This window comes from Streptomyces sp. O3 (assembly GCF_054788135.1).
The window spans coordinates 71,440-88,146 of record NZ_JBTVYK010000018.1; the positions used below are offsets into that span (position 1 = coordinate 71,440).

At 66.9% G+C, this 16,707-nt stretch carries 20 protein-coding genes; 11 read left to right on the forward strand and 9 right to left on the reverse strand.

Annotated elements, in window-relative coordinates; genetic code table 11:
• Positions 1-47: 47 nt before the first annotated feature.
• The 5 genes from ACX6XY_RS11735 (at position 48) to ACX6XY_RS11755 (ending at position 3,149) form a co-directional block, all read left to right on the forward strand.
• Positions 48-950, forward strand: coding sequence for a response regulator (locus ACX6XY_RS11735; protein ID WP_460329017.1), 903 nt, complete (start codon positions 48-50; stop codon positions 948-950).
• 113 nt (positions 951-1,063) lie between these two features.
• The gene (locus ACX6XY_RS11740; protein WP_460329092.1) at positions 1,064-1,267 is read left to right on the forward strand and encodes a hypothetical protein; all 204 of its coding nucleotides are present in this window, start codon (positions 1,064-1,066) and stop codon (positions 1,265-1,267) included.
• Complete coding sequence (locus ACX6XY_RS11745) at positions 1,264-1,869, forward strand: pilus assembly protein TadG-related protein (protein WP_460329094.1); 606 nt, start codon at positions 1,264-1,266, stop codon at positions 1,867-1,869. The genes ACX6XY_RS11740 and ACX6XY_RS11745 overlap by 4 nt, the downstream gene beginning before the upstream one ends.
• Positions 1,870-1,895: 26 nt before the next feature.
• Positions 1,896-2,510 (forward strand): hypothetical protein, encoded by a 615-nt coding sequence (locus tag ACX6XY_RS11750; RefSeq protein WP_460329020.1) that lies wholly within the window; start codon positions 1,896-1,898, stop codon positions 2,508-2,510.
• A 3-nt stretch (positions 2,511-2,513) separates the two neighbouring features.
• The gene (locus tag ACX6XY_RS11755; RefSeq protein WP_460329022.1) at positions 2,514-3,149 is read left to right on the forward strand and encodes an OmpA family protein; all 636 of its coding nucleotides are present in this window, start codon (positions 2,514-2,516) and stop codon (positions 3,147-3,149) included.
• A 119-nt stretch (positions 3,150-3,268) separates the two neighbouring features.
• On the opposite strand, the gene ACX6XY_RS11760 is transcribed toward ACX6XY_RS11755, so the two are convergent.
• The 4 genes from ACX6XY_RS11760 to ACX6XY_RS11775 form a co-directional block, all read right to left on the reverse strand.
• A complete protein-coding gene (locus tag ACX6XY_RS11760) occupies positions 3,269-3,694 on the reverse strand; it encodes a type II toxin-antitoxin system VapC family toxin (RefSeq protein ID WP_460329024.1) in 426 nt (141 codons plus the stop codon).
• Positions 3,695-4,015: a type II toxin-antitoxin system Phd/YefM family antitoxin gene (locus ACX6XY_RS11765; RefSeq protein ID WP_460329026.1), complete on the reverse strand. Its 321-nt coding sequence runs from the start codon at positions 4,013-4,015 to the stop codon at positions 3,695-3,697. It abuts the gene before it with no gap.
• A 126-nt stretch (positions 4,016-4,141) separates the two neighbouring features.
• Positions 4,142-4,510: a Uma2 family endonuclease gene (locus ACX6XY_RS11770; RefSeq protein WP_460329028.1), complete on the reverse strand. Its 369-nt coding sequence runs from the start codon at positions 4,508-4,510 to the stop codon at positions 4,142-4,144.
• Positions 4,511-4,622: 112 nt separating this feature from the next.
• Entirely contained in the window at positions 4,623-5,783 is a 1,161-nt protein-coding gene (locus tag ACX6XY_RS11775; protein ID WP_460329031.1) for an RNA-guided endonuclease InsQ/TnpB family protein, read from the reverse strand.
• A gap of 50 nt (positions 5,784-5,833) precedes the next feature.
• Here ACX6XY_RS11775 and tnpA point away from each other — a divergent pair, with 50 nt between their 5' ends.
• Positions 5,834-6,232: an IS200/IS605 family transposase gene (gene tnpA / locus ACX6XY_RS11780; RefSeq protein ID WP_460329096.1), complete on the forward strand. Its 399-nt coding sequence runs from the start codon at positions 5,834-5,836 to the stop codon at positions 6,230-6,232.
• 2 nt (positions 6,233-6,234) lie between these two features.
• Here the strand turns inward: tnpA and ACX6XY_RS11785 are convergent, their stop codons facing one another.
• The 4 genes from ACX6XY_RS11785 to ACX6XY_RS11800 all read right to left on the reverse strand — a co-directional run bounded on the left by ACX6XY_RS11785 (position 6,235) and on the right by ACX6XY_RS11800 (position 8,488).
• Complete coding sequence (locus ACX6XY_RS11785; RefSeq protein WP_460329034.1) at positions 6,235-6,573, reverse strand: hypothetical protein; 339 nt, start codon at positions 6,571-6,573, stop codon at positions 6,235-6,237.
• 124 nt (positions 6,574-6,697) lie between these two features.
• Positions 6,698-7,315 carry a Uma2 family endonuclease gene (locus ACX6XY_RS11790; RefSeq protein ID WP_460329036.1) on the reverse strand — a complete coding sequence of 206 codons (618 nt, stop codon included), beginning with the start codon at positions 7,313-7,315 and terminating at the stop codon, positions 6,698-6,700.
• A gap of 117 nt (positions 7,316-7,432) precedes the next feature.
• Complete coding sequence (locus tag ACX6XY_RS11795; protein WP_460329038.1) at positions 7,433-7,624, reverse strand: hypothetical protein; 192 nt, start codon at positions 7,622-7,624, stop codon at positions 7,433-7,435.
• A gap of 12 nt (positions 7,625-7,636) precedes the next feature.
• Positions 7,637-8,488, reverse strand: coding sequence for a helix-turn-helix domain-containing protein (locus ACX6XY_RS11800; RefSeq protein WP_460329040.1), 852 nt, complete (start codon positions 8,486-8,488; stop codon positions 7,637-7,639).
• 1,035 nt (positions 8,489-9,523) lie between these two features.
• On the opposite strand from ACX6XY_RS11800, the gene ACX6XY_RS11805 reads away from it, so the two are divergent.
• The 5 genes from ACX6XY_RS11805 to ACX6XY_RS11825 all read left to right on the forward strand — a co-directional run bounded on the left by ACX6XY_RS11805 (position 9,524) and on the right by ACX6XY_RS11825 (position 16,475).
• Positions 9,524-10,144, forward strand: coding sequence for a GNAT family N-acetyltransferase (locus tag ACX6XY_RS11805; RefSeq protein ID WP_460329043.1), 621 nt, complete (start codon positions 9,524-9,526; stop codon positions 10,142-10,144).
• Positions 10,145-10,589: 445 nt separating this feature from the next.
• Positions 10,590-11,156, forward strand: coding sequence for a hypothetical protein (locus ACX6XY_RS11810; protein WP_460329045.1), 567 nt, complete (start codon positions 10,590-10,592; stop codon positions 11,154-11,156).
• Positions 11,157-11,225: 69 nt separating this feature from the next.
• Positions 11,226-11,762, forward strand: a complete 537-nt coding sequence (locus tag ACX6XY_RS11815) for a hypothetical protein (protein WP_460329048.1) — start codon at positions 11,226-11,228, stop codon at positions 11,760-11,762.
• Positions 11,763-12,132: 370 nt separating this feature from the next.
• Positions 12,133-15,822, forward strand: coding sequence for an SGNH/GDSL hydrolase family protein (locus ACX6XY_RS11820; RefSeq protein ID WP_460329050.1), 3,690 nt, complete (start codon positions 12,133-12,135; stop codon positions 15,820-15,822).
• 230 nt (positions 15,823-16,052) lie between these two features.
• A complete protein-coding gene (locus tag ACX6XY_RS11825) occupies positions 16,053-16,475 on the forward strand; it encodes a hypothetical protein (protein ID WP_460329053.1) in 423 nt (140 codons plus the stop codon).
• Positions 16,476-16,512: 37 nt separating this feature from the next.
• Here ACX6XY_RS11825 and ACX6XY_RS11830 read toward each other — a convergent pair whose 3' ends face one another.
• The gene (locus tag ACX6XY_RS11830) at positions 16,513-16,704 is read right to left on the reverse strand and encodes a hypothetical protein (protein WP_460329055.1); all 192 of its coding nucleotides are present in this window, start codon (positions 16,702-16,704) and stop codon (positions 16,513-16,515) included.
• Between the last annotated feature and the right edge of the window lie 3 nt (positions 16,705-16,707).

Below are 16,707 nucleotides of genomic sequence, written 5' to 3' on the forward strand. Positions count from 1 at the left end.
CTGACTGACCAGCCGTCCCGACGAGCAAGCACGAGAGGAGGCCGACCATGCCAGACCAGAGCCCGGACACCGAACACGCCCCGCCGGGCACCCCCGCCGCCGCGTCGGCGGCACCGCCCGCCACTCTGCGCATCGTCGTGGCCGACGACAACCCGGTCGTACGCGCCGGACTCACCGCACTCCTCGACGGCCGCGACGACATCGCGGTCGTCGAGGAGGCGGGCGACGGCCGCGAGGCCCTGGCGGCCACCGAACGGCACCGCCCGGACGTAGTCCTGCTGGACGTACGCATGCCAGGCATGGACGGCATCTCCGCACTCCCGTACCTGCTGCGGATCGCCCCCGTGATGATGCTGACCTACAGCCGCGAGAGCGCCATCGTGCAGGAGGCGCTACGCCTGGGGGCCCGCGGCTATCTCGTACACGGCGAGTTCACGGCCGAGCAGCTGGCAGCGGCGGTACGCGACGTACGCGACGGCCGCGCCCACCTGACGGCGACCGCGCAGAGCGCACTCCTGGACCAGGTGCGCGGCCGGGCGACGACGTACGCGAGCCCCGAGACGGGCGTCCCGCGGTCGGCGCCGGATGCGACTGCACAGCACACAAGACCCCCCAATCCAAGGCCAGACGTCTCGACTTCCCCACACAAACAACCAACTACTTCGCATCTGCAACCAGTCATGAGACAGTCGTCATCAGGCCGCCCCACGCCACAGGGATCGCGCAACCGGCAGGAATTCGGGCTGAGTTCGAGGGAGGTGGAGGTCATGGACCTCATCGCATCGGGCATGAGCAACCAGCAAATCGCCGCCACCTGCTTCATCAGCGAGAAGACCGTCAAGAACCACATCAACCGGATCTTCGCGAAACTGCACGCCGCCAGCCGCAGCGAAGCCATCGCCGCATGGCTGGGCACGGCGCGGGGGAGGGGGCCGGAGACCCATGCCTGACCGCACCAGACTTTGGGCCCGCCCTTGGGCCCCCAGACCCTCCGCCAAAGCCCCAGCGCCGTACTACCTTCCCGGTGCCCTAAGCGCCACCGGACCCGGAAGGGAACATCATCATGGCGAACAGCATCCGCAACTGGAAGAACACCGTGGTCTCCCGGATGCGGGGAAACGCGGCGGACGCGGGCGCGGGCTTCGTGGAGTACGCGGGCCTGCTGGTGCTGATCGCGGCGATCGTTACGGCGGTGGTGGCGTTGGGGTTGGACGCCACGATCTCTGGCGCGATCGACGATGCCGTTGCCACGATCACTGGCGGCTGACGCCGTCTTACCTACGCGACGACAAAGGGCAGACCCTCCCGCTGTATATCTGGCTGGTGGGGATTCTGCTCTTTGTCGCGTTCGTCTTCTTCGTCTTCGCCAAAGGGGCCGTAGCGCGCAGTGGAGCGCAGTCCGCTGCCGATGCTGCGGCCCTCGCTGCTGCACAAGACGTCCGTGATCAGTTGGCGGACAGCATGCTCGACGGCATCGAGAACGGCGACTGGGTCGACTGGATCGACGGCCAAGGCCCCTGGGACCAGGACCCGTTCGGGTCCGCGGCAGCGCTCGCGGGCGCGAATGACGCCACTTTGCAGACACTCGCCCCGACCCAGGTGAACGGCAACATCGCCTTCGAGGCCAGCATCGAGACCAATTACACGGTGGGCGACTCCCTGGTTCCTGGCACCGAGAACATGCAGGCCACGGCCGACGCAACGGCCGTGATCGAGCCTCGCTGCACCTTCGAGCTGTCCATTGACCCGAAGAAAGTAGTGGAGTTCGCCTGCGACGACAGCGGTTCCTGGGAGATCGACCCCAAGGACTTCGATCTCGATGACCTCCCGAAGCCCAAGGACCTCTTTTCGGTGTATCTGGCTGAGTGACGACGACAGAAGGAAGAAGCAGCTCGATGGGAATAAAGCACACCATGAAGGTCCGCAGGGCACTGACCGCTGTGGCGATCACGACTGGCTTGGTTCTCGCGGTGGCTGGCTGTGGTGGGGGCGGCGACGACAGCAGTGGCAAGGGAGATACGAGCTCTTCCCCGTCCCCTTCCGTCCAGGAAGAACAGGAAAGAGGCGGGAAGGGCAACGAGAGTCAGACTCAGGTACCTGTGGAGGACGCGGTTATCGCGGAGGTTACTGGCCAGGACAACGTCACGTTGACGTTCAACTCTGCGTCGCGCGATGAGGGTGGATTTATCACCGTCACTGGGAAGGTCAGGAACGGGGGATCGAAGCGGGCTCTCTTCACGGCATGGCGCGGCGATGAGAAAGAGTTGCAGGCGAATGGGGCTTCGCTGGCTGGTGCGAGCCTAATCGACAAGGCAGGCAAGAAGCGTTACTTCATACTTCGCGACACTCAAGGGCGCTGCCTCTGCACGCAATTTAAGGGCGGGTTCAAGGCAGGAGAGGAGAGGCCCTTTTTCGCTCAGTTCCCGTCACCCCCTGAGGGAACTACTAAGGTCGACTTTCAGATCGGCGACATGCCCCCGGCCGCGCTTGAGATCTCCGAGGGTGAGTGACCCATGCGCCATTCAACCCTCGCTCACCCTCACTGGCCAGGACGCCTAGCCCTGGCCACCGCCACAGCGGTGGCCTTGCTGACCACCCTCACCATCGGTGTGGCTCACGCCGACGACGACCCCACAGCACCCCCCGGCTCAACGACGACCAGCGCCCCGCCCAAAGTCGACGCCAACTCGCCGGGCCTGAAGCTGGCCGACGGGGCGACGCTCGCGCCCGCCAAAATCCTGAACATCAAGTCCGTCGTCGAAGACCTCAGCGGAGACGAGCGCCGCGAGGACACCAACGAGAACGTGAAGTTCTCCCTCCAGGCCGAAGTCCTCTTCCCCAGGGACAGCTCAAAGCTCGACCCGAAGGCCAACGCCCGCATCAAGGAGATCGCGAAGGAGGTCGAGGCCCAAGGCGGCACGAGGGTCCGGGTGTTCGGGTTCACGGACGACCTGGGCTCGTACGAGCACGGCAAGAAGCTCTCCAAGCAGCGCGCCGACGCCGTACACCAGCAGCTGTCCAAGGATCTCGGCCCGTCGGTCACGTACGAGGTGCGCGGCTACAGCGAGGACTATCCGATCGCGGACAACTCCACGGAAGAGGGCCGCAGAAAGAACCGCCGCGTCGAGATCTCCTTCCCCCGCGACTGAGCCCGCCCCGGCTAGGATCCCGGTTCGAGCGGCACGTCCAGCCGACCGCTGTAACCCGCCCCCCGACCCCGGCCGAGAACGGATAGTCGGGCCGTATCACGGCTATGGCTGACCGCTCCTCATGCCTGATCGCCAGGCGCTCCGGGGCTGACGGCTGGCAGGTTCAGCGACCGGGCGCACTCGACGAGGCGATGGTCGTAGGCCACGAATGCTGTGAGCGCCTTGCCCAGGCTTATCGCGGCGGCGCAGTGCAGAGCGTCGAGTGGACGCAGCCGCCCCGTGTGGGGGAGCTGCCCGGCCTTGTCGAAGACGCTGGGGCGTAGACGCACGAGGGCGCTGTCCTCCAGCCAGTCCTCGGCTTCGCTGAGCGTTTCCTGCTTCGTCTCGCAGGCGCTGAGCGCACGTCGAAGCTCGGTGCGCGTCAAGTCGCTGGTCAGGACGGTGAGTGAGCCTTGCCGCGAGAGCCAGACTTCCAGGGCGTGGCTCTCGGTCTCCGTCTTGAACAGCTTGATCGCCGCTGAGGTGTCCAGGTAGATCAGTGTCATCTACCGGTCTGCCTCAAGCTCGCGGAGTGCGTGCAGGGCGTCGCTGGCGGCATCCCCGTCGGGGCTGGCGGGTTCGCGCTTGATCCGGCTGGTCTGGGCTGCCGTTCTGGCACGTGCGAGTTCCGCGGGGTCGATGATCCCCTCGGTCACCGCCTGGTTGAGTGCCTCCTCGGCGGGGTCCGGGGGCAGTATCCGTGCGACCGTCCGGCCGTGCCGGGTGACGGTGATCGTCTCGCCGTGGTCGAGGCGCTTCAGAACGGCGGCGGCATTGCGCTGCAAGTCGCGGACCGTGATCTTGGTGTCGCTCTCCTCGCCGCTCATGTCGCACATCGTAAGGCCTGGTGCGACATCACCTCGTGGTGTGCGTCGACGCCGTTCACGTGTGCGCCCTGGCGGGCCGGTCCTCCCGTCGGCGGGGCCCGTCGGACCGGCCTGCCTAAGGGTTGCTTACTCGCCCTCGGTGTCCGGCGGCTCAGCAAAGCCGCTGGTGCCGAGGTCGAAGTCGAAGGGCGCGGGTACGTGGACGGGCTGCCCGAAGGCCACAGTCGTCCGCGACCGGTACCCCTTCGGTGAGGGGTCCCAGAAGGCGGTGATCTCCTCGGCCTGCATGTCGACCACCAGGTATACGGGGACGACCCGCCCGTATACCTCCAGCTTCTCCATCCAGTCCGCGTCCCGCGTCGAGACGGACGTGAACTCAGCGACCAGCGAGAGCGCCGCTCCGTCCGCGTGCCTGCCCTCGGCCTCGAAGGCCCGTTCGTCGACGACGTAGAGGTCCGGACCGTACGCGCGCTCTGTGGACGGGAAGGTAAACAACTCGGCCCCTAAAGGGACCGAGCTTTGAGGCTCTGGGTCCCTGTGGGGCTCCGCTTATGCTCCCGACTGCCCCCTACGGCAGGGCGGTCACGGGTCACATCGCCCGGCCCCGCTATGCGGGGTCGGGTTGGGGCATGTTTACGAATACCCACGCCGTGGCCCCTCGCTGTGCGAGGTTGACCCCGGCGACGTGGTCGGCTGGCCCAGCGAGGCCGCACCGACGACATGAGAAGTGGTCCCGAGTGCGGCGGTTGCCGCGCTCGGTGTGGCCGCAGCGCGGGCAGCGCTGCGAGGTGTAGGCCGGGTCCACCTCGATGAACGGCACGCCAGCACGGCGGGCCTTGTACTCGATGAACGAGCCGAGTTGGTGGAACGGCCAGGAGGACTGGCGTGCTCGCTGGTCGCGGGGAACCGTAACCCGCTCGCGGATGCCCTGGAGCTGTTCCAGGGACAGGCCGCGCTCGGTGCGTTGGGCGACAGCAACGACAGTCCTGGAGACCTTGTGGTTGACGTGGGTCGCGTGCCGGGCCTCGCGGTGGGCACGTTTTTTGAGGAGTTGCCTCGAGGAGCGGGTCTTCCTGGCCTGGATCTGGGCCTTCTTACGGGCCTGCCAGCGCCGGTACCGGCCCAGGCGGCGGCCGGAGTGGTTGTCCCCGTCGCTGGTGGTGGCGAGGTTGTCGATGCCCCGGTCCACTCCGATCCAGCCCTTCGGCTCGAACACCTCGGGCTCGGCGATGTCGATGGTGGCGACCAGGAACAGCTTGCCGTCCCGCTTGATCAGATCGGACTCGCCCTTGCGGTGCTCGGTGAGCTGCTTGAGCGCGGCCGGAGAGCAGGCGAACTGCACGTTCTTGACCCGACCGCTCAAGGTCCAGATAGACACGGTCTGGGCGTCGTAGTTCCAGCTCAGGCAATGGTCGTCGTACGTGTGCGCCGCGTCCGTGCGGAAGATGACCGGCTTCGACTCGGCCTTGCGACGGCGCTTCGAGTGCTCAGGTCCGAGGTTCCCGGCCTTGATGCCTGCCCGCAGCGTCGTGTACGCGTCGGCGACGCGCTTGATGATGTGCTGCGCGGCCTGCGCACCGAAACCACGGACCTTCAGCTCGCCGTAGCACAGCTTCCGCAGCTCGCGGACGGAGCCCTTGAGACCGAAGTGCTCGAACGACACCTCGGACACCCGGTTCGCTGCCTCGTTCGCGGCATGCAGGGTCGACTCGATCGCCGGTGCCTGCACGGCATCCGGCGTGAGCTTGACCTGCACAACGAGCTTCATATGGATCACCGTAGCGTCGCGTCTATGTCACCTGGGAACCAAACCCCGATATCCGCAGGGGCCGTAGCGTCGTCTGCACCCTCCACGCGCATCTGGTCTTCACCCCCAAGTACCGGCGGAAGGTGTTCACCGACGAGATCCTGTCGCGCTGCGAAGAGATCATGCGGGAGGTGTGTGCCAAGGCGAACACCGAGCTGCGCGAGTTCAACGGCGAGACCGACCACGTCCACCTCCTCATCCACTACCCGCCGCAGGTCAAGCTGTCCGCCCTGGTCGGCAGCCTCAAGGGCGTCTCCGCCCACTACCTCCGCAAGGAGTACCCCGACCACATCAAGCAGTACCTGTGGGGCGGCCGGTTCTGGTCCCCGTCCCACTTCGCCGCCTCCTGCGGGGGCGCGCCCTTGTCGACCATCAAGGAGTACATCGAGAACCAGAAACGTCCCGACTGAGGTCAACAGCGCAGACCCCGTGCCCCGGTGCGGGTCACCCCTATCTTGAGATGCGATTCCTCCCGAACCCCTAAAGGGACCGGGGTTCCTCGCAAGGTCCCGCTGAACAGGAAGGGGGAGGTCTCGACGATGTGACGCTCGGGAGCGTGAGACTCAAGGTGGCTGCGCAGCATCCGCATGGGCCGGAGGTAGCGAAGCTTGGACCACGATGACACGACGACCTTCCCCCGGATGAGCTCGGCCTTGTAGCCGTCTGGCGTGTCCAGCTCCTCGGCGGTGCGGAGCATGGCCTCGAACGTCCCCTCTTTCGGGGTGCCTATGGTCATGGGCCGGTCGGTCATCGCTGCCACCGTGGTCCTCCGCCTCCGCATGACGTACGAGGTGCGCTCCCGGTTCCACCGTAGCGCCGCGCGGCGTGCCAGGCCCCGGCGGCGATCCGGATCACCCGGACGGGGAGAGAGCGGCTCAGGTGCGGGGCTGTCCGGCCTTGAGGAGGGCGGCCACGTCGAGGGTGACCTTGGCGCCGATGGACTCGGGGAGGGTGGCCAGTTCGCCCGGCGCGTGGACGCGGTGGGTGTCGTACTCGTTGGCGATGGGGTCCGTGAGGACGTGCAGGCGCTGGTGCTTGCGGTCGAGGATCACATAAACCGGGATCTTGGCGATGGCGTACGCGGCGACCTTGGCGCGCAGGTCCTGCTGGTAGTTGCTGGAGGTGACTTCCAGGACGAGCTGGAAGGCTGCCGGGTCGTAGCAGTTGTTCTCGATGAGGTGCTCGTCGATGTCGGCGTCGACCACGGCGAAGTCGGGTACGGCGTAGTCCTCGGGGCCGTCGGGGAGCCACAGGCCGATGCCCTGAACGATCTCCGTCGCTCCGCCGTCATCGTCCAGGCCCGCCGCGACGAAGGGGCGCATGATCTTCGTCAGCGCGCGGGCGTGCGGATTGTCCGGTGGCGGGGTCACGAGGAGCAGGCCTCCGATGATCTCGACGCGGTGGCCAGGGTTCTGCTCCATGAGCTTGTCGGCCTCTTCGAGCAAGGTCAGCGGCTCGCGGTCGCAGGGGTGCTCGACTGCGGTGGCAGACATGGCGGCCTCCTGGTGGCTGGTGTCGAGGGCATCATCGTAGGCAGGTGTGCCCCAGTGTGTCCCGTACGGGCGGTGATCGCCCGTACGGGTGACGGGGGCCGGGCGGGAGCCGTGAGGTCAGAGAAGGTGGTCGGCTTTGCCTGCCTTGATGTCGCGGATCAGGGTGCGCAGGGCTTCGTGGGTGTCGGTGAGGTAGCGGTCCTCCTGTCCGGCGACGGCGATGTAGGCGTTGCCGTCGGTGTCCGTGCCGAGCCGGAAGCAGTTCGCGCCTTCGCCACAGTAGGGCTGTTCCCAGGTGATGGTGGGCACGGCTGACGTCTCCTAGAGGTCGTTGGCGAGCGTACGGATGAAGTCTCGCGAGGCGGCCTCGGAAAGTACGGCGGCCTCCATCGTCTCGAGCTGCGCGCGATACTTCTGGAGCTGTATGTCGGTGTCCAGGAACTCCGGTCCGTGTGTGCTGTCCAGCTCCACGGTGTCGAGCGAGGGTACGGCGGCTTCGGCGTACAGGACCGACTGTCCGGCTCCAGGGAAGCTCCCGGCCTTGAACGGAATGACCCGCACAGTCACGGTGTCGCGCTCGGACACCTTCAGAAGGTGCTCCAGCTGCCGCCGCGCGACAGCCCCGCCGCCGAACTCCATGCGGAGGGCCGCCTCGTGGATGAGCAGATCGATGGCGGGCGGGTCGGGCTTGTCGAGTACCTGCTGGCGGTCCATGCGGTGAGCTGTGCGTACGTCGATCTCGGTGGCGGGCAGCTGGGGGATGACGGCCTGGAACACGGCTCGGGAGTGCTCCTCGGTCTGGAGGAGGCCCGGCATGTGCACGGTCAGGGCGATGCGTACCCGTCTGGCGTGCCACTCCAGTTCCGCGATGTCCAGGAAACTGGCCGGGAGTTGGCCTCGGTACCGCTCCCACCAGCCTTTGCCGCGCTCGGCGGCCATGGCGGTCAGGGCCTCGATGTGCGCCTGGTCTGCGCAGCCGTAGTTGGTGGCCAGTATGCGTACGCGCTCGGAGCTGATGCCGGAGCGGCCGGACTCCATGTTCGGGATGTTGGTGCGGGGGACGCCCAGTAGCCCAGCGGCGAACTCGGTTGTCATCCCGGCGGCCATGCGCATTTTGCGCAGCTCCGAGCCGAGGCGGCGTTGGCGCTCCGTCGGCGTGCTTCTCGGCGGCATGACCCTCCCTTCCGGCCTGGCGGCGGTGTTCAGTCTGCCTCGCCGGTCAGTGATCGGTCCACCAACCGATTTCCGCAAAGGTAGTACACGTACTCCGTCATGCCCTACAGTAGGTAACCAGAAAGGCACGCGCTGGAGTTGGAAGCGCATCGCACGGGCCTGCCCGGAACCTCTCTCCCCGGGAGGGGTGGGCCCGTGTCAGGGAGGCAGGCCACCGACCGTCGACGCGTGGGACCTCAAGTACCGCTCACCGCACGGGAGTCCGTCATGTCTGAGTTCCATGTCAACGCGTCCGGCACGTCCAGTGCACCCCGGTGCGCCTGGGGGTGTGGTGACTCTCTGTCCGCCGCCTGTGCAGGATCCTGTCGCGCCGACGCCCGAGACTTTGGCCTACAGCCTCACGCTGCCCGCGGCGCTGGTGACTCCGTCGATCGCCAGGGTGACGGCGCGTACCCTGCTCACCCCCGCCATGCCAACCCCCGCCTGGCCGCGCACTGCGAGGCGCGCCGCCGGGCCAGTCTGCGGCTGCTGGCCTGCCTGGTGCGCACCTGCGCGGGCGAGTGGGGCTACGGCCCCGCCCCGGCCCCCACCACCGGCACCCGCATGTGGGCCGCCTTCCCCCACACCACCACCGCTGCCTACACCACCCTCACCGGCTAACGGACCTCGCCCGCTGCGCGGCCATCTACGCAGACCGCGCAGCCTAGCTCTGCCCCGACCGCGCCTGGGCGCAGTGCCCTGGCCCAGCGGCGGACGGGCGGCACCCGCCCGTGGCGCGGGCATTGCGAGACGCGCGCCTAGTGACAGATCGTGAGTAGTGCTGTGTAGGCGGCGGTGCACCGGCTCGCTATCCAGGGGGCGACTGCTGGCGCGAACGCACTGCGGCGCTCAAGGTCGAGATCCCGGAGAACCTGTGACTTCGCAGATTGTGTGCGTGCGTACGCATGGACGCAGTCGTTCCCCCGAATCGCCCGGCGGTCAACCGCGTATGGGCTCGCAGGGCCGCACCTCATCTCAAGATCACCGTGGTGCAGAATGACCTGTATGTCGATACCTATGGGGAACGCGTCCAAGACGGCGACGATCGATGACGCGCCGCTGGTCAGCCGCATCCTGGCCCGTGCTTTCGGCGACGATCCGATGATGTGCTGGTTCTTCCCCGACGAGGCCTCGCGCGAGGCCTCGCTGGGCCGTTACTTCAGCACGCTTTTCACCCGGCAGTACGTCCGCCACGGCGTGTGCGAGCGCGCCGAGGCCGGGGCCGCGGCCGCGTTCTGGGTGCCTCCGGAGGCTGCGGACAAGGCCGTTCCCGACGCGGAGACCCTCCAGGAGTTGCGGGACATCCTCGGCGACCGGGCCGAGCTGTTCCGGGACACCGTCGAAGCCGCCGCCCAGCACGCGCCTCAGGAACCGCACTGGTATCTGGCCGTCATCGGCGCCGACCCGGCCGCCCAGGGCCAGGGTCAGGGGGCGGCCTTGCTGCGTTCCGGGCTGGCCAAGGCCGACGCGGCCGGGCTGCCCGTGTACCTGGAGTCGTCGAAGCCGTCCAACCTCCCCTTCTACGAGCACTTCGGCTTCACCGCGCTCGCGGAGGTACGGCTGCCAGGGGACGGCCCGACGGTGTGGGCGATGCGCCGCGCGCCGCGTCGCCCATAGGGCAGCCGGAAGGCTGGGAGCTGCTTGTGGCAGAGCTGCTGCCGGGCGCGTAGATTCAGCCCCTTGCTTCAGGGCGGCTCGTCACGGCTTCTCCGCCACTTTCACAGCTGGCACACAGAAAACACGCGATGTACCAGCCTCTTTGCCGTGCTGGTCGGGGTTCCGCTTCACTGCACGGTTTCAGCCAACCCCCGCCGTGCACAGGCGAATTCCTCTGCGTGCTCGAACGTGTGCGCTTAGTGTGTCTACCGCGCCCGCAGGTTCAGACCTGACACCTGGTGGGCGTGGCATGAGGGGGAGGGGCTGGTGGCCTGGCTGCCAGTGCGTATGCCGTACAACTACCTGTCCACCTGGGAGTGAACGTCATGTCGAGCTTCCGGTGCGGCTATCTCAACGCCCCTCTTGTGTCTGGCCCACTGACCGCCACAGGGAAGGGGATCCCGTCATGTCCGCCACTAGGACCGCGAAACGTACAGCACTCGCCACGTCCGCGCTCGCCATGCTCGCGGTGGCGGCGATGCCGCAGGCCATCGCCGCCGAGGCCCCGGATGTTCCCGCCGACATCACTGTGTCCGCGGAGAACGTCCCGGTGTCTGGCCTGGCCTCGGAGGGGACGAGGAAGGCCGTAGAGCAGAAACCGCAGCGAGCCCTGCTGTCGGGTGTCGTGTGCGGTAGTAGCTACCCCACGCTCGTGCACGCGGAGCGCCTGCCGTACCCCAGCAACCGCAAAGCCACTGTCTACATCTGGCAGGGGAAGACGACCGGGCCGAACTTCTACGACAAGGCGATCTGCGCGACCTTGTGGAACGACACCGGAAAACGGCACAAGGTGGAGGCCAGGTTGTGCAGCAACTACACCTCCGACGGGTGTGACACAAACTCCGGTTGGTTCTCCAGCTACGCCGGTCCCGTGTACCAGAAGCGCGGCTACTGCGGGACGATGCGCTCGCGCATGTGGATCGACGGGAAGATGGTCGTGAGTCGTATCAATCGTGTCGGGTGGTGCAACTAAGCGTCAGGTATGGCTGGTCACCGACGCCGCGCAGGCCATCGGCTGGTATGGGCCTGCGGGACCGTAGCCGTGCTCGTCCTCGCGGTTATAGCCGGTATGGCAGGGATCAAGGGACACAGAGCAGCCCAGGATGACGCCAAGCTGGGGAACGGCCCTGTGTATCCGCCGCTGACCGCACCCGACGAGGAGGAACTGCGCCGGGGCTCCCCGTCTCCCGAACCGCCCCCGCCCACACCGTCGCTGGCACCGGACAACCTGCCGTTCAAGGAATACGACCTCCCAGCAGTTGATGAGGCGGTAGGTAAAGAGGACCTGGTCAGACGTGACGTACGAGTCGCGGCTGCGCCGAGGAGACTCGGTGTTCTGGTCACCACGGTCATCACGAACAACGGGAACGAACCTGCCGAGTACTGGGTGAATCTGCGGGTGACCGACGCTGACGGCGGGGCTTTCGACGCTGAAGAGTCGTACCCCACCGAAACACTCAAACCGGGGGAGCAGTTCCGCAAGGAGGCCGACCGGTTCCGCGAATACCTTCGCGACGGCATCCCCACACCCGTACACCCGAGGATCGAGATAACCAGGATCGATCGTACGCCCGCTTGACCACGCGGCCCTGCCGCTCCCGGCGAACACCGGGAGCGGCAGGGCCGCGTGTGTCACCGATAAGGAAGAAGAACCGTTGAGACATCGAATAGGGAGATGGAGTTGGGTGGCTGTGGCGGTGACCGCTGTGGCCGCTTCGCTGCTGCCTCCGGCCTACGCTCTCGCCGCTCCCGGAACCGGCACGCCTCCGGTGCGGCCCGCGCCCGTGCCGAAGGGAGACGACCCAGCTGGGGTCAGCAGGCCGGACAGTACGCTGGGAAGAGGCTGGGAGTCGTCCCCGGACCGGGCTGTCACGGCTGCCGCTGACAGTGAGGGCCTGCGTATCCTCACCGCCGATGCGCGCAAGGCGTATGCGTGGAAGACGGCGGCCATGTTGTCCGAGCCCGGTATGGGAGCGGGCATGTGGATCGGCAACGAGTGCTCCATGGACGCCGATCACGCCGCTGTCGTGTACGCGCCGCGTACGTTCACCAACAAGCCGGACCTGATGCGGGGTGGGGCGTTCGCGGCCGTCGTCAATGTGAAGACCGGCAAGGTGGTGAAGCTGGCGTTCACTGCTTCGCTCGCTTACTTCGACCCGGCTTGCAACCCGGACACGGGCACCGCGGTGTTCACGGCCTTCCGTGGCGGCAAGAGCCGCCTCGTCACCGTGGACACGTCCGGGAAGACGGTGGATGACACGACCGCCCGCGGGCAGGTGACCTCGGCCGTGCCCGTCAGGGACGGTGTGGTGGCCGCGCGGGGCCGTCACCTGGTGCACGTCAACCGGTCGGGGAAGGTGAAGAACCTCGCCGATACGGGCCATGCGCCGTTCCAGGTCCGAGCGGTGGGTGAGGGGAAGGTCGCGTTTCTCGACCGCGAGGGGAGCAGGACGGCCCACGCGAAGCTGTGGCGGAAGGGGAAGGGCCGCCCGGTCTCCGTCGCCTCGGGCGACCTGGGCGACCTGTCCCTGAAACAGGGAGGTTCGGGCCGGGTCTTCCTCACCGGGAAGCCCACCGGCGCACCACGCACCAAGGGGACCGGCATCACTCCGCTCGACGTGCCCGTCGACGCCGATGTGTCGAGCCACGGGCGTCTCGCTGTCGATCCGGTCCTTGCTCCTGGGGTACGTGCGGGGTTGGAGCGTCTGAAGGCCAGCGGGCGGGACAGCTTCCAGGTGCCCGAGCCCGCTCCGAGGAAGAAGGGCCATCAGCCCGGCAGTGAGCGTCTGACCGTCACCTCTACGGCGGCCCGGACGGGCGAGAAGGTCACCCAGCCTGTCACGTCGGAGCATGCTGACGGTCCGGGTTCCGGGCAGCTCTCTCCTGCCCTCACCGGCACCAGGAAGAAGGACAGTGGGGCGCGCGTACAGCTGGTGGCCGCTGGGTCCTCCACCAACCCGGTCGACACCGACCGGCGCTGTTCCGTCCCCCGCAATGACCGCAAGAGCCTCGCCTTGCAGCCGACTCCGAACCAGGTCGAGTGGGCCGTGGACATGGCCGTACGCGGCAAGCTGCGCGCCGGGCTGGTCGACCAGGGCGGCTGGCGGACGCAGATCGGGCTCGGCACGATCGACCCGCAGGGCCTGTTCCCCGCCCCCAGGCTCGAAGGCGGCGGACGCATCCCAGCCAACGTCTTGCTCGGGGTCCTGGCCCAGGAGTCGAACCTGTGGCAGGCCGAGCGCGGCACGATTCCCGGCCAGATGGGCAACCCGCTCGCCGCCGTGGCCGGTTTCTACGGCCACAAGGGTGAAACGTCGGACGAGTACTGGAAGATCAACTGGGACAAGGCCGACTGCGGCTACGGCGTCGGCCAGGTCACCGACGGCATGCGCCTCGCAGGCTATGAGAAGCCCCATGAGACGGGCCTGAACCCGAAGGTGCAGCGGGCCGTCGCCCTGGACTACACCGTGAACATCGCCGCTTCCATGTACATCCTCGCGGACAAGTGGAACGAGATCCACACCGAGGGCCAGAAGGTCACGGTCAACGACGACGACCCGTCCAAGCCGGAGAACTGGTTCACCGCGTTGTGGAACTACAACCTCGGCTTCAACCCGGCCGGGCCTCCCAGTGACCCGTGGGGGCTGGGCTGGTACAACAACCCGGCCAACCCCCTCTACCCGCCGAACCGGCGCCCGTTCCTGGACACCAGCCTGAACCCGGACGCCAACCGCGACGCGGCGCACCCGCAGGACTGGCCCTATGAGGAGAAGGCGCTGGGCTTCTCGGCCTGGTCCATCGATGCCGGGTACTCCTACTCCACCTCCGGCCGTCAGGACTGGCCCGGCGAGTCCGGGTTCGCCTCGGCCGGGTTCCGCCCCGCCTGGTGGCTCACCAACGAGATGCGGTCCGAGATCAAGCCGCCTCTCGACACGTTCTGCAACGACTCCAACGGCTGCGACGCGGGCAGCCCGCCCGACTGCAAGACGGAAGCGTGCTACACCCAGTACTGGTACACCAACCCCAACACGGTGTGGAAGGAGGACTGCGACCGGACGTGCGGGCACGAGAACATCAAGTACGTGACTGAACGTCAGGAGCCGGGACGCGGCTACCGCCTCAAGTACGGCGAACCCACCTGCAAGGGCGACACCGGAACCGGCAGTGATCTGCCGTCCGGGGCGCTCGTCGTGGAATCGGTACCGGCGGGGACGGCGACCTGGTCCAGGTGCGGTTCTGTCCAGTCGGCCGGTACTTTCGGGTTCACGTTCTACCAGGACCAGGAGGGCGAGTATGAGGCCAAGGGTGATCTGCGCCAGATCGGCGGTGGTTACGAAGGCCACTTCTGGTACGCGCACACCCGCGACTACCAGCGCCTCGGCGGCGCGGGAGGCCGGATGACCGTCAAGGGCACCTGGACGCTGGGCCAGAGCCTCAACAAGTGGGCGCGGGTCTTCGTTCACCTTCCCGACACCGGGGCCCGCACCCAGCAGGCCCACTACGTGATCAGGGGAGTGAAGGGCGGTGACCGAGACCGCTACCTGAACACCCACTACAGCAAGAACACCTGGGTCGATCTCGGCGTCTACCAGTTCACCGGCACTCCGCGCGTGGAGCTGACCAACAGCACCGCCGACGGCACCGCCGACGACAACATCGCATGGGACGCCGTCGCCTTCCAGCCCTTGCCCGGCAAGCCCAAAGACATCGTCGTCGCCATGGGCGACTCCTACACCTCCGGTGAGGGAGCGGGCGACTACAACAAGGCCAGCGACCGCGACCACGGCGAGGAAAGCTGGAACGCCTGCCGCCGCAGTGAGAACGCCTGGCCGCGCAAGGTGACGCTGCCGGGCCAGGCCGATACGGTCGGCGCTATGGCGGACCGCTATGACTCCGCGCTGGACTTCCAGTTCATCGCCTGCTCCGGAGCCAAGGCATGGCAGATGAACACCTACAACCCCAACTGGGGGACCGACGGTCTCTTCCATGAATACCCCCAGCTCCAATCCGGGGTACTCAGCGATGACACCACCTTGGTCATGCTCACCATCGGTGGAAACGACGCACAGTTTGATCAGAAGATCACTGACTGTGTTATCTCCGGGTGTCCCTCAGAAGCATCAATGAAGGCGGACATCGACCTGGCGGTGTTCGGCGATACGAACACGACAGGTGCCAAGGACGTGCTGGAGGCGATCCACAAGCAGGCGCCGAACGCAACGATCGCTCTCATGGGCTACCCACTGCTGTTCAGCCGTACCGAGGCATGCCAGACTGCCGTAAGCGCGTCCCAGCGCGTCATCCTGAACAGGATGGCCGAGTACTTCGAGGACAAACAGCGCGAACTCGCTATGTCCATGAGTGCAGAAGGCGTGCGTTACCGTTCCCCGCAGTCCGCGTTCGACGGGAAACGTCTCTGCGACTCCCCAGAGGGAATCAACGGCATCGTTTCCGGGCCGAACGGTGACGGCGACTTCCACCACGGCGACGAACGCGCGAAGTGCTGGTGGTTCTGGGGAGAAACCTGCTTCAGCCGGGAGAGCTACCACCCGAACAAGACCGGCACCAGCGCTTACGCCACAGCGTTCATGACGCTCGGGCCTCCGTCCCTGAAGACGTTGGGAGCACGAGCACGTTGAACCCGGCCGACCCTTTCCACGACCGTGTCCCGCCTACCAGCGGGGCACGGTCCCGGGCGCGTAACTGGTGGTCGGTCACACGGCAGGTCAGGGCGCGGAAGTCTTGGCAGGGTGTTCCCGAGACAGCGCTCACCGACAGGCCGCCACCGGACCCGCCTCTGGAACCCGACCAGACGCCAAGGAGTGACGACGCACGGTCCTGGGGCTGCATCATCGCCGTCATAGCCTTGATGCTGATTCCCGTACTCGCTGTAGGCGGCATCTGGTTGTGGTTCTACCGGCAAGACCGTGCGGCCGAGCGCAACAAACAGACGGCCATCGAACGCATACAGGACATGCCCCGCCCCTACGCACGTGACCTCGTGGACTGGACGGCACGCAACGACTACCCCGGCAAGGAGCGTACGACGCGTATCGTGCGGGAGTACGGCACGGACAGTCGCACGGTCTCCTACACGCGGACCGACGGCGAGTCACTGGTGATCGTCACCTCGTTCGCCGAAGAGTACGAGGACTCGGGAAGCCTCTGGCGTGGCCCGAGCACCAGCCTGGTGTCCCGCTGCTACCTCACCGTGGTCTACAAGACTGGGCGGAAGCCCGAAGCGGTGACAACACCGCTGGACACATGCGATGTTGACGCCGTCCGGCCCTGACGGGTGACGGGGCGCGGGTGGTGGCCCGGCCGGGTCCTCAGAGCAGGTGGTCGGCTTTGCCTGCCTTGATGTCGCGGATCATGGTGCGCAGGGCGTCTTGGGTGTCGGTGAGGTAGCGGTCCTCCTGCCCGGCGACGGCGATATAGGCGTTGCCGTCGGTGTCCGTGCCGAGCCGGAAGCAGGCTGAGCCTTCAGCGCAGAACGGTTCTTCCCACGTGATGTCGGTCATCTG